Below are 12,349 nucleotides of genomic sequence, written 5' to 3' on the forward strand. Positions count from 1 at the left end.
ACTTAAAACCCCTTTTAAAAAAAGTTGAGGGAAGGGGAGCATAGGTACGTCCTCATGATTCTTTAGAAACTATTAGCCAGTACCAGCAAGGTAATCAAAATATAATAGCCAAAAGTAAATCTCATTTACTTCACATTTTAAGAGATGTGGATATTTATGACATCATATTTTTAGTAGTTGCTTACCAATATTTTGACCTGTAAATAAACCAATTAATGCTTTAGGAGCATTTTCAATTCCTTCAATCACATTTTCTCTATATTGAATTTGTCCCTGTTGTATCCAAAGTGAAATTTGCTGGATGGCTCTTTCTGATTTTTCACCAATAAAGTCATGTATCATGAATCCTTGCATGGTTATACTTTTTTTGGTCATTAGTCCTAATATTTTTGGATTAATAGTAGGGGAGCTTCCGTTATATTGAGAAATTTGACCACATAAAATGATTCTTGCTTTCTTGTTGCTAAGCTCTATAATGTCATTTAATAGACCATTTCCTACATTGTCATAATATAAATCGATTCCATTGGTGCATATCTTTTCTAATGCTTCTTTGATATTAAGGCTGGTTTTATAATTGATACACGCATCAAAGCCTAACTCATCTATTAGGTACTTGCATTTCTCATCAGAACCAACGATTCCAATTACTTTACATCCATAGATTTTAGCAATTTGTCCCACGAGGGTTCCTACGGCACCTGCAGCACCAGAAATGACAATGGTTTCTCCTTTTTTAGGTTTTCCAATCTCCAGTAATCCGTTATAGGCCGTAATACCAGGACTACCTAATACACCTAAAGCTGTTTGTGGGGGAATACTTTTATTTGTTACTTTAGAAATGTTTGTACCATCAGACACATTATAGATTTGCCATCCTAAAAATCCATACACAGTATCTCCTATAGAAAATTGTTTAGATTTACTTTCGATTACTACTCCAACCAATGTCCCTGTAATCATTTCGTTTAACTTAAATTCAGGCATATATGATTTTGATAAATCCATTCGTTCTCTCATATAAGGATCTGCAGAAAGGAAAAGGGTTTTAATCAATATCTGTCCTTGCTTTATTTCAGGTATTGGACCAGATGTGATAGTAAAATCCTTTTCATCTGGTATTTGTTCAGGTCTTCTTGCTAATGTGATGATTTTATTCAAAAAAAACTCCTCCTTAATAATCGAAATGTTCAATATATAGATTTAAAATATAAATTAAGTTTAACTTGCTTTTTTGCATTTAAAAATTGAAATTCTCGTACGGTAATTCTTCACCTTTTTAAAAAATGTGAAGGATTGTTAAGTACTTATAACATTTTGGAAGGGCGTAAAGAAATGCAATTATTTTCTATATTTAAGGAGTTAAGAGAAGGGTTCCCGGATTTAGATAATAATGAATTTGGTCAAACATCACTTAAGGAAGTTGCTGAGATTTTACATTGTACATCCCGAAATGCAAACTTAACGATTAAGAAGCTTATAAAAAAGAATTGGATATTATGGAAATCCGGAAAAGGTAGAGGGAACTATTCAGAAATATGCTTTTTATTAACGGGTGAAGAAGTAGTGTTATTAGAGGCAAAGGAACAAGTAAAGAGGGAGAATTTAAATGAAGCATTTATTCTTCTTCAAAAAGAAAAAGTTTCTAAAACGACCCAACAGCAATTTATTATTTGGCTGCAAAGTCAATTTGGATTTTATAAAAATGATCAAGGAGATATTTTGAAAATCCCGATAAAAAAGACCATCGGTTTAATTGATCCTATCAATACGGCTTGTGGGATTGAAACTCATATAGTTCGGCATATTTTTGATGGCCTTGTGGGATTCAATAGCGAAACAATGGAAGTGGAACCAGGAATTGCGCATTCTTGGGAAATTTCTGAGAACTATAAGGTTTGGACTTTTTATATACGGAAGGGGATAACCTTTCATAATGGATTAGAGTGTAATGCAGAGGATATTGCATTTACTTTTGACCGTTTAACTAGTGATATTTCTCTTTATTCCTGGATTGTAAGAGAAATTGAAGATATTAAAATAATTGACAAGCAGACCATACAATTTATACTTTCAGAGCCAAATCGTTTCTTTTTACATTTTATAAGCTCCCATGCTGCATCAATTGTTTCAAAGCAAGAGATGTTAGTGCATTCAAGGTTGGTCGGGACAGGTGCATTCAAGTTAGCGTTGTCTACTGACTTGCGAGTATCATTAGATGCAAACCCGTATCATTATAATGGCAGACCCTTTTTGGATATGGTTGAAATCATTACTATAAAATCAGATGAAAATATATATGAAAATCAGAAAAGACCGGATCAATTTCTTTTACATTACCTGACAGGTCAATCCCCTTCCTTAAAAAATCAAACCAAATGCGAAAACGGATGTAAAATCATTACTTTTAATACGAAAAAGTCAGGGCCACTCTCCAACTATTATTTTCGTAAACTAATAAAACAACTGATCGACGTAGATGAAATTTTAATACAGCTTAATAATCCTTCATACATACGTGCTGATTCATTGTGCATGAAAGAAAATAATACAAATGCTACGGACCGCAGATTAGATTATTTCACCCTTTTAAATAAATCTGGGTATAGTGGTGAAAGATTACATCTCGTTACTTCTGCTTATCATAAAGAAGATGCATTAGTACTGCAGCAGCAATTAAAAAATTTTAATATAAATATCGATATTGAAATAACAAATAGTACGATTTATGGTATGAATCAAAATAATCCCGATATGATCCTTTATGAAAATTTGTTCGATGACGATTTAGTATTCTCTCTTTTTGACACCTACATATCTTCACATAGCTATTTGAGGCAGCACATGAACAAACAAATGGTTGAAAAGATTGATCAAAAGGTACCTATTATTCTGAATGAATGGAAGTATGAAAACCAATTAGAACACCTTCTTAAGATAGAAAAAGAATTATTAGAAAAGGTTTCCTTCATGTGCTTATATAGGCGAAAATATTCAGTAGAATATGATAATAAGCTAGAAGGAGTCTTTATTAAGCCTCTTGGATGGGTTGACTTCAAGAAGTTATGGATCAAGGATTAAACCTATAAAAAAATTCATTGCATTCATGATTAAACAAGCTTATGTATAGATTCTTATCAATACAATTTTACTACTAAAGGCATTGGTGAAAAAATATTTCCCAAAGCCTCTTTTTTAAAATAAGCGCCGGAAACCTAACACAAATAGAACAAGCCACCTTTTCAAATTTGAATAGGGTGGCTTAACTTGATATTTTCCTAGTTCTATGAACTTAATCGATTTCTTTTACCATTTTAATTATTTCATTTTCAAAATTTAATTTAGAATAAAACGTATGAGCTCTTTCATTATTAGCAAACACATTTAGCGTTAATTGGTGATATCCCTTCTTCTTTGACCATTCTTCTGCTTTTTCCATAAGTTTCTTGGCTATTCCCTTTCCTTCTCCATCTTTAGAAACGGCGATGGAGGATATATAGCCTTGTTCTATTCCAGTAAAATAATCAATGTTTTTGGTCATATGTAAATAGCCTAATAAGTTCTTTTCCCAATCCTCAGCTACAAAAATTTCAGAGTCTGGACCAATGCTGGCAATAGCTTCCTTTGCGATCTTTAGTTGGCTTTCTTCCATCTTCCTGAGGTCCCTCCACTCCATAAACTCAAACTCATTAAAGCGAGCAGAAAGATCTAAAATAAAGTCCTGATCGTCCTCCATCATTTTTCTAATCCTTACATGACTCAATGTAATCCTCTCCCTTTTACCAACTCGTTACTATTAATAATTCTTCAGTCTTACCAAACATTCCTGTACGCTCACTTCTATTTAGAAATGTTTAGCATTAGGATTCTATTACTATAAATCCAGCCCCACCGTCCTCCCTGAGGAAAAAGCCAATTCCGGGTTTAATTGATTTTCTTTTGCGGTGCGCGTGCTTGGAACAAGTCGAAAAACCAATGTATGGCTCCCGAGGGAGGAGCGGTATTTTTCGACATGGGCGTGGGAGAGGCTATGGTTGTAGTAGCCTGGGACGTACTTGTCGAGCATGGATTGCATGGCTGCGGTTGCTTCGTCTAAGTCGGTGACTGCTTCGAGTCTTCCAAACAGCATGACACTGAAGTAAGCTGTATCGGTCTTGGCGGGTATTGGGCTTACCATCGTTCCGTAATCTTCAGCGACAGTGAAACAACAGTTGGGATTGGTATGAATCATATCTATTTTTCTCCCGTGTGCAGCTCCATGAAAATATACAACCTCATTGATCATCACGAAATTCAAAGGAACAACATAAGGAACATCCCCATCTGTTAACCCAAGATAACCTGTCCGGGTTTGGTTTAAAAACTGTTCAATACGCTTTTCATCCGTACATTCATGTTTTTCCTGGCGGATCTTATTCATCATTTCTTATACCCACTCTCTATAAAAATGTTAAAATCATTTTAAGAAATTTCTGTACATAAGAAAAGTGACAGAATTGAAAAGTTTAATAGGGACAGATGGAGGGTTGCCTGTGGAAATTACCCCGTTTTTACAAAAGGAGCTACCAGAGCCGTTATATCAACAGCTATATCAGTGGATTAAAAAGGAAATTGAAGAAGGCAGGCTTTTACCAGAAATGAAGATGCCATCTATTCGCCAGTTGACGCTTCATTTAAAGGTTAGCCGGAACACGGTAGAGGCTGCCTATCAGCAGTTACAATCGGAAGGCTACCTTGTCAGTGTCCCTAAAAGTGGCATATGGGTAGCAGAGATTGAAAAGCCTTTTTTTCACCAAAATGAAGAGGAGTATGCTATTAGTCTGGAAGGTAAGCCATCAAGTGCAGTACTTATTGATTTTGAATATGGAAACGTCGATAGTCAGAAATTCCCGTTAAAACAATGGAAAAAATGTCTAGCAGAAGCAGTGGATCAAGAAGGTGAATGGTTATTTGAATATAGTGATAGTTTGGGAGACTGGTCATTGCGGCGGGAGATTTCACAGTATTTACTGCAATCACGAGGTGTGCGATCATCACCAGAGCAAATTCTGATCACTCCTGGAACACAGGACTCGATGGCGCTCCTCTGCCAACTTTTAGCCCTTCGGGGAGAACCAGTGGCAATGGAAGAACCAGGTTATACTGGCGTTCGAAAGGTTTTGCAGGATCAGGGCTGCCATATTGATCCCGTGCATCTTGAGGAGGACGGGTTGTCAGTGGAACACCTTCAAAAGGGGAATGCAAAGGCCGCTTATTTAACGCCTTCTCACCAATTTCCATTTGGCATGGTTCTGCCTATTTCGAAAAGAATGCAAGTCCTAAAGTGGGCTTATCAAACAGGGGGATACATTATTGAGGATGACTATGACGGAGAGTTTCGATACCTTGGACAGCCAATTCCTTCACTGAAATCCCTAGATGAAGAAGAACGGGTTATTTATTTAGGTACATTCTCTAAATCCTTTCTTCCTTCTGCACGGTTAAGTTATATTGTGCTACCACCTTCTTTGATGGTTCGGTATTTACAAAGATTCACAGCGTATAACCAATCTGTTTCTCCTATTATTCAGAGGGCAATTGCCGTGTTCATGCAATCCGGAGAATTCGATAGGCATATTCGAAGGATGCGCAAGGTGTATCAAAAAAAGCACCAGGCTCTGTTAATGAGCATTGAAAAATATATGGGCACTCAAGTGGAAATTGTGGGAGAAAAGTCAGGTTTGCATATCTTATTGAAACTGAAAGGGATAACAGGTCCAGAGCTGATCGAAAGGAGTTTTGAGAAGGGTGTCAAAGTTTATTCGCCGGCCAGGTTTTGGCATCAGCCATCTCCCGAGAGTGACTCCTTTATCATGTTAGGATTTGGCGGCTTATCCATTGAAGAAATTGAAAACGGAGTCAGATTGCTCGCTAGCTGTCTTCCGTGAAGGCTCTGAGCTTCTTTTTTTGACTTAAAACTTAATTTTTAGGCAAAAGTTGAAGGGAGGAGCTGATGATCATAATGAAAAAGTTATCCAGGAATCAACTATTGGGGTTATTCATATTGAGCATTGGTTTTATTGCTGCAGGGGTCATTGGTCGTGTCCTTTCTTCTTATGTAACGACAATGTTGGGATTTACGATTTCTGCTTTCCTGTTTATCTATCTGGGATTGGTCCTTCGTTCAGATAAAGAGAATCCAGAAATTTTAACAACTCCTGTTCTTTGGTTTCTGAGATTCCTTTCCATCGCTTTTGGAATATTTATACTGGGTGTTTTTATTCCTTTTTGGCGTGATTTTCCAGAGTACATAAATAAGGAGTATATCGAATTGGAGGGGTATCCTACCTATGTCGACTATGAACTGGGCGGATGGTCTAGATACGAGGAGCCTGAATTACATGTAACCATAGAGGGAAAAGAACTCTATTTAGAGATTTATCCTGAAAACCCTGAAGAGCTATATGATAAATATTTTACGATTCAATATCTACCAGAGACAGAATGGATTATCAGCCTTGATATGAAGTGAATTTTAGTATATAGCTTTTATTCTTGAAAAATTACTCGAAAGATGTCAGATTTTCTATAACTTATTTGAATCTTTAAGGTTACAATAGAAGAAATAAGTAAGATGAAAAATTGCTGTCTTGGGGGATATGAATGATTAAAATTATAGCTGATTCAACATGTGATTTATCTGATGAAGTACTGAAAAAGTATGATATCAGCTTGGCACCACTAACGATAAACATTGAGGGAAAAATCTATAAAGACCGAATTGATATCCAACCGGATGAATTCTATGGAATGATGGAAGCGTTACCAGAGTTTCCAACAACTGGTATGCCTAGTCCGGCGGAGTACCTGAAAATCATGAACCAGGCTGTTGAAGCTGGCCATGATGAAATAGTATGTATTTGCATGTCCAGCGGCACGAGCGGTGCGTATCAATCAGCTGTACTGGCCAGGGATTATTTTTTTGAGGAAAACCCAGAATCGAACGTAAAAGTGCATGTAGTAGATTCAAAATGCATGAGCCATGGAAGTGGCTGGCTGATTTTGAAAAGTGCGATGATGAGGGAACAAGGAGCTTCCTTTGAAGAAATTGTTGCTTTTAATGAAAAGTATAAGACAAAGGTAAAACATTTCCTTTCCGTAGATGATCTGGATCATTTAATAAAAAGTGGCAGACTCACGAATGCAAGTGCCATAATCGGAAAAATATTAATGTTAAAGCCTATCATGTCGATGAAGGATGGAAAAGGTGCGATAGTTGGAAAGGAAAGAGGATTAAAAAGAGTACTCCAACATTACACGCAGGAGTTTATGAAAAGAAATGACCCAGAAATGACGGACTTTATCATCCTTGGTTATACATCAGATCGTAAAGTTGCCGAAAATCTTAAAGCTAAAATTCAACTGGATACAGATTACTCCGGAGACATTCATATTATGCAAATGGGAGTATCAGTTGGGACTCATGTTGGATTAGGTGCGATTTCAATGTTTTTTGTTGAGAAATGAAATAGAAACGACATAGAAGCGGTCCGGTGATTATGAAGTATGAAAGTGGGAAAATCAATGGAGCTTCAGCAGTTTATTTATGTTCTTCGTCTTTTGCCTGAGTATCTGGTGGAAAGCAACTGGACGGCTGAGACTAATGAGGTTGTCGGAAGGCATTTTGAAAGCTTGAAAATTCTTTTGGAGCAAGATACTGTCATAATGGCAGGAAGAACAACGACTATGGATGATTCTTCCTTTGGCATTGTGGTGTTTAAAGCTGAATCCGAGGTAGAAGCTGAGAAGCTCATGTTAAGTGACCCTGCGGTAGCAGGGGGAGTTATGACGGCGGAGCTTCATCCTTTTCGAGTTGCTTTATCGAATTTGCGATAGAAGTATAATATTAACGGATTGGTGTCCAGCTTCGGCTCAATAACAAAAAACAAAGGCTTCAGGTGCAAAAACCTGAAGCCTTTGTTTTTATATTCTATTCGTATAAGAAATTCACGCCACCAAGTGAAGTGATCCCTTTATAAGTTGCATAAGCGTAAACGTTGTAATAAAAACCTTTTTCAAGCTCGAATCCTTTTGTAACCGCATATAAGTATGAAAAAACCAATACCTTAACCATGTAATAATGGGTTTAAGGCATTGATTTTGTTTTTTTGCGGACCTCTGTTTGGGCTTCTCTCTTTTTTACCGTGTCAAAATAGTTTATAATTATCAGTAATTAGTAGATATTTTAAACATGAATTCTTTATAATAGATTATGTTATGGTTTTAACAAGGAACGGGAAGAGTGTGTTCCTAGGTAATATGCTTGTAGGAGCACCAACTCAAATATAGTGACAAGGAAGGGTATAATGAGCAACGTACAGAAAGTAACAGACGTTATTTTAATAGGTGCCGGAGTCATGAGTGCAACGTTGGGATCCTTACTGAAAGAGTTAACACCGGAATGGGAAATAAAAGTGTTTGAAAAACTTTCTTCGGCAGGTGAAGAGAGCTCAAATGAGTGGAATAATGCGGGTACTGGGCATGCTGCCCTTTGTGAGTTGAATTATACACCTGAAAAATCCGATGGTTCGATAGATATTAGTAAGGCAATTAACGTAAATGAACAATTTCAGATTTCAAGGCAATTTTGGTCGTATCTTGTAAAAAGCAATTTGATTCGTAATCCCCAGGACTTCATCAGGCCGCTGCCTCATATGAGTTTAGTAGAAGGGGAAAATAATGTTGAGTTTTTGAAAAATAGATTTAAAGCGCTTTCAGATATCCCTATGTTTCAGGCAATGGAATACTCCGAAGATCCTGAAAAACTGAGGGAATGGATTCCGTTAGTCATGGAAGGCCGTACATCGAAAGATCCGATAGCGGCAACCAAAATTGACTCAGGAACGGATGTTAACTTCGGTGCGTTAACTCGCATGTTGTTTGAGCATTTGGAGAGTAAGAACGTTGAGATTAACTATAGACATAGTGTAAAAGATATCAAACGTGTCAGTGATGGATCGTGGGAAGTGAAAGTGAAAAATCTTGAAAGTGGAGAAACTGAATCCCATTACGCGAAATTTGTTTTTATCGGAGGTGGGGGCGGCAGTTTGCCGTTGCTGCAAAAAACGGGTATTCCAGAATCAAAACAAATTGGTGGATTCCCGGTAAGCGGACTATTCATGGTTTGTAACAATCCTGAAGTTGTAGAGAAGCACCATGCAAAAGTGTATGGAAAAGCCAAGGTAGGGGCTCCTCCGATGTCCGTTCCGCATCTGGATACACGATTTATCGATAATATGAAGAGCTTGCTGTTTGGGCCGTTTGCAGGATTCTCACCAAAGTTCCTGAAAACAGGTTCGAATTTGGATTTGATCAATTCGGTTAAACCGAATAACGTCGTTACCATGCTCGCAGCAGGCGCCAAAGAGATGGCATTGACAAAATACCTCATCGAGCAAGTCATGTTATCACATGAAAAGCGTATGGAAGAGCTGCGAGAGTTTATTCCAAACGCCAAAAGCGAGGATTGGGGTATCGTAGTTGCAGGACAGCGTGTACAGGTCATCAAGGATACGGACACTGGCAAAGGGACACTACAGTTCGGTACAGAGGTTGTAAGCGCCTCTGATGGCTCTGTAGCCGCATTGCTAGGTGCATCTCCTGGTGCATCTACAGCCGTAAACGTCATGCTGGAAGTGTTGGAAAAATGCTTCCCTGAGGAAATGTTTAAGTGGAAAGATAAAATAGAGGAAATGGTCCCAACTTATGGAGTGTCACTAGTGGACAACCCAGAGCTGTTCCATGAGATTCATGCTTCTACAGCAAAGACGCTTGGTCTTGTTGAAAAAGAAAGGGTCTATAGTTAATTCTTTGGATCTAAAAAATAACCTTCAATCCATCTTTGGACTGAAGGTTATTTTAAATTTACCGGAAACTTAGGTTCCAAAATAATAGTATAATCTGAAACTAAATCAACTCTAATGAGACTAATCACTTATATAAAAAAACTTTAAAATTCTCTTTCTTATCCAGGGTGGCAAGCAGAACGTTTTTTACCTCTGTTTGATACAATCTTTCTAAAGTTGAAACAACCCAGCTTTCGTCCTTCTGAACTTGATGTAATACCTCGAAATGTATCTTACCTTCTTTAATGATTGTCCTGGGAAAATCGAATGGCTCTGATGCCATTTGGGTGGAGGAGGGTGTTAGTGGATCATATTTTGGATCTAAAAAAACGGATAATTTTCCGTCTGCCTCCCAAATCGCCAAAGCTACTTTCTTCACATCTTCTACTTTTTTTTCACGAAGCTCTTCCAATAAAACATCAATGGATATTTTAGCTTTATTCAATCCTTGATTAATTATTTCGCCGTTTTGGACAAGGGTAATCGGTGCGTGATTAACTAGCCTTCTAAACCATGGTAATTTAAGAATCATAAAAATCCCCGTTAGGTACAAGGCTAATAATACAGTGGTTGTGATAATCGATCCCTTTAGCCCAAGTTTTTCATCTGATAGGGGATGGGCAATAATGTTTCCTATTACCAAAGCAATAGCAAAATCCAGAGGCCTTAATTGGGAGATGGCACGTTGACCTAAGGCTCTAGTGACTATTAGCAGGAATAAAAAACCAACGACAGCTCTAAGAACCCACTGAATGCTAGTTAACGTTTCCTGTCCTTGAAAAAAATCCACTCAAGACACATCCTTTTCCCCAGAAGCTACGACTTAGTTTATCTCTCATGTCCTGCTATTAATCCGATTTATTGGATAAAAACGAGACTTACATCTAAGAATCGTACATAAATGCATACAAAAGAAAGCCTACCCATAAAGTAAGCCTTTCTTTTGTAGAATAAGAAAGTATAAAATTCAATTTGAGAATTGTCCAGATCCAGCGCCTAGCCAGTTTTCATCCCTGTGTGTGCTGCCTCGAGTATATGTGATAAGCGTTACCTTAGCGGAGCTCAATACGCTTGACGGGGCTTAACAAGGCGCTTGCGCTTTTTTTATTTAAGCTGGATTATTCTCTAGCTTTTTATTGAAAACCTCTTTTCGCGTTCCGAATGCAAACCAAAAGTAAATCGCTGCCAACAATGATCCAATGGAAGAAAGGCCACAAAGGACTAGGTATCCTGTTTGATTACCGGCTACTTGTACAATATACATCGCAAACGGACCAAGTAAACTGATGCAAATGGAATTCGCCATGAACCCAAAGCTGTTCGCTAATCCTCGGACCTCAGGTTCTACCCTTTCCATCATGATCTTTGATTCGATGGGGGTGAGGCTGAACTTTGCTGATCGGAAAATTGCAAAGGCAATGATTGCAATCCAGATGTTCTGGGTGATTCCTAATAAAAGTACTGCTGGAATCGATAGTAAATGATAGAGAGATACGGTCTTTACATCAGAAAACCGATCGGTAATCTTTGAGTTATAAGACATAAAAAATACGGTAGCCAATGTTCCACCAGCTAAAATAAAGCTTATATTTGAGGGAGATAAAGAAAACTTATGCAAAAAGAACAGGTTAATAAATGGAGCCAGAATGCCCAGACTCACTCCTCCAAGTATCTTTGACAGGCTGAAATTTATTATCGGCATGAGTGATTTAGGTTTATTTTTTACAATGGAAAATGGTGAAGTCCTTTTTATTTTTACTTTACGATGTTCTTTTAGAGATAATAATGGGACTAGGCTCAGAATCAATAGAATAGTGGGAATTGAGAGCGTAATCCGAATGCTGGATGTCTGGGATACCTGAAAAATCTCCTGGATGCTATCTGATATAATTCCGCCCAATAATGTGCCGATAAATGTAAAGAATGTACCAGTGCTAAAAGCAAATGTGAATAGATCTTTTTTTTCAACGGAGGTGGAATACTCAGTCAGCAAGGGCACAAAAGTAACAATCGATGCTGCATGACCTAGCCCTAGAACAAACCCCCAAAATGAAAGTGCAGCAGCATCAGAGACAAATAAATTTCCAATCAGAGCAAAAGAAAAAATGCTTACGCCCGCAATTACTCCTTTTTTCGAACCAGCACGGTCTGAAAAAAGTCCAGCAGGAATATAAACCAATGCTTGTGCCATGAAGTTAAGACCAATTATTTTTCCTATGGCGATCTCGTCATTGACGATGCTATATAAGAATAAGTTATACAAAATTAAGTGAACACCAAGACCCAGACAAAATATCATATTCCAAATGAGAATGGACTTTATATTTAAGGAATATGACCTGAATTGTAAAAAGAATTTAAACAGCCCCGACATTTATATCAACTCCTTCATAATATACAATTTACATATTATTCCTCGTGCTTTACGATAACAAGTAGGCACTTTTTTGTTTGTAGTGAGAGAG

General features: G+C 37.5%; 11 protein-coding genes. 6 read left to right on the forward strand and 5 right to left on the reverse strand.

Annotated elements, in window-relative coordinates; all coding sequences use genetic code 11:
* Positions 1-162: 162 nt before the first annotated feature.
* Positions 163-1,161: an NADP-dependent oxidoreductase gene (locus DYI25_RS13345; protein WP_213369706.1), complete on the reverse strand. Its 999-nt coding sequence runs from the start codon at positions 1,159-1,161 to the stop codon at positions 163-165.
* 174 nt (positions 1,162-1,335) lie between these two features.
* Here DYI25_RS13345 and DYI25_RS13350 point away from each other — a divergent pair, with 174 nt between their 5' ends.
* Entirely contained in the window at positions 1,336-3,081 is a 1,746-nt protein-coding gene (locus DYI25_RS13350; RefSeq protein WP_213369708.1) for an ABC transporter substrate-binding protein, read from the forward strand.
* Between the two features lie 211 nt (positions 3,082-3,292).
* On the opposite strand, the gene DYI25_RS13355 is transcribed toward DYI25_RS13350, so the two are convergent.
* Both DYI25_RS13355 and DYI25_RS13360 read right to left on the reverse strand, forming a co-directional pair.
* Positions 3,293-3,763, reverse strand: coding sequence for a GNAT family N-acetyltransferase (locus tag DYI25_RS13355; protein WP_249745446.1), 471 nt, complete (start codon positions 3,761-3,763; stop codon positions 3,293-3,295).
* A 111-nt stretch (positions 3,764-3,874) separates the two neighbouring features.
* Positions 3,875-4,423 (reverse strand): pyridoxamine 5'-phosphate oxidase family protein, encoded by a 549-nt coding sequence (locus tag DYI25_RS13360; protein WP_342032517.1) that lies wholly within the window; start codon positions 4,421-4,423, stop codon positions 3,875-3,877.
* Positions 4,424-4,532: 109 nt separating this feature from the next.
* Between DYI25_RS13360 and DYI25_RS13365 the strand changes: the two genes are divergently transcribed.
* The 5 genes from DYI25_RS13365 to DYI25_RS13385 all read left to right on the forward strand — a co-directional run bounded on the left by DYI25_RS13365 (position 4,533) and on the right by DYI25_RS13385 (position 9,845).
* The gene (locus DYI25_RS13365; protein WP_342032518.1) at positions 4,533-5,927 is read left to right on the forward strand and encodes a PLP-dependent aminotransferase family protein; all 1,395 of its coding nucleotides are present in this window, start codon (positions 4,533-4,535) and stop codon (positions 5,925-5,927) included.
* Between the two features lie 65 nt (positions 5,928-5,992).
* Positions 5,993-6,511 carry a hypothetical protein gene (locus DYI25_RS13370; protein ID WP_213369710.1) on the forward strand — a complete coding sequence of 173 codons (519 nt, stop codon included), beginning with the start codon at positions 5,993-5,995 and terminating at the stop codon, positions 6,509-6,511.
* A gap of 131 nt (positions 6,512-6,642) precedes the next feature.
* Positions 6,643-7,506, forward strand: coding sequence for a DegV family protein (locus tag DYI25_RS13375; protein WP_213369712.1), 864 nt, complete (start codon positions 6,643-6,645; stop codon positions 7,504-7,506).
* 57 nt (positions 7,507-7,563) lie between these two features.
* Positions 7,564-7,875 carry a YciI family protein gene (locus tag DYI25_RS13380; protein ID WP_213369714.1) on the forward strand — a complete coding sequence of 104 codons (312 nt, stop codon included), beginning with the start codon at positions 7,564-7,566 and terminating at the stop codon, positions 7,873-7,875.
* Positions 7,876-8,345: 470 nt separating this feature from the next.
* Positions 8,346-9,845, forward strand: coding sequence for a malate:quinone oxidoreductase (locus DYI25_RS13385; RefSeq protein ID WP_213369717.1), 1,500 nt, complete (start codon positions 8,346-8,348; stop codon positions 9,843-9,845).
* A 124-nt stretch (positions 9,846-9,969) separates the two neighbouring features.
* Here the strand turns inward: DYI25_RS13385 and DYI25_RS13390 are convergent, their stop codons facing one another.
* Positions 9,970-10,674, reverse strand: a complete 705-nt coding sequence (locus DYI25_RS13390; protein ID WP_213369719.1) for a DUF421 domain-containing protein — start codon at positions 10,672-10,674, stop codon at positions 9,970-9,972.
* A gap of 318 nt (positions 10,675-10,992) precedes the next feature.
* The gene (locus DYI25_RS13395) at positions 10,993-12,258 is read right to left on the reverse strand and encodes an MFS transporter (protein ID WP_342032520.1); all 1,266 of its coding nucleotides are present in this window, start codon (positions 12,256-12,258) and stop codon (positions 10,993-10,995) included.
* Positions 12,259-12,349 lie beyond the last annotated feature (91 nt).

The sequence above is a fragment of the Mesobacillus boroniphilus genome, from assembly GCF_018424685.1.
GTDB classification, from domain to species: Bacteria; Bacillota; Bacilli; order Bacillales; family Cytobacillaceae; genus Mesobacillus; species Mesobacillus boroniphilus_A.

Bases quoted from the DNA above. Each gene is read 5' to 3' on its own strand.
- DYI25_RS13370 (WP_213369710.1), top strand. From the start codon at position 5,993: ATGATCATAATGAAAAAGTTATCCAGGAATCAACTATTGGGGTTATTC.
- DYI25_RS13350 (WP_213369708.1), top strand. From the start codon at position 1,336: ATGCAATTATTTTCTATATTTAAGGAGTTAAGAGAAGGGTTCCCGGAT.
- DYI25_RS13375 (WP_213369712.1), top strand. From the start codon at position 6,643: ATGATTAAAATTATAGCTGATTCAACATGTGATTTATCTGATGAAGTA.
- DYI25_RS13395 (WP_342032520.1), bottom strand. From the start codon at position 12,258: ATGTCGGGGCTGTTTAAATTCTTTTTACAATTCAGGTCATATTCCTTA.
- DYI25_RS13385 (WP_213369717.1), top strand. From the start codon at position 8,346: ATGAGCAACGTACAGAAAGTAACAGACGTTATTTTAATAGGTGCCGGA.
- DYI25_RS13360 (WP_342032517.1), bottom strand. From the start codon at position 4,423: ATGATGAATAAGATCCGCCAGGAAAAACATGAATGTACGGATGAAAAG.
- DYI25_RS13380 (WP_213369714.1), top strand. From the start codon at position 7,564: ATGGAGCTTCAGCAGTTTATTTATGTTCTTCGTCTTTTGCCTGAGTAT.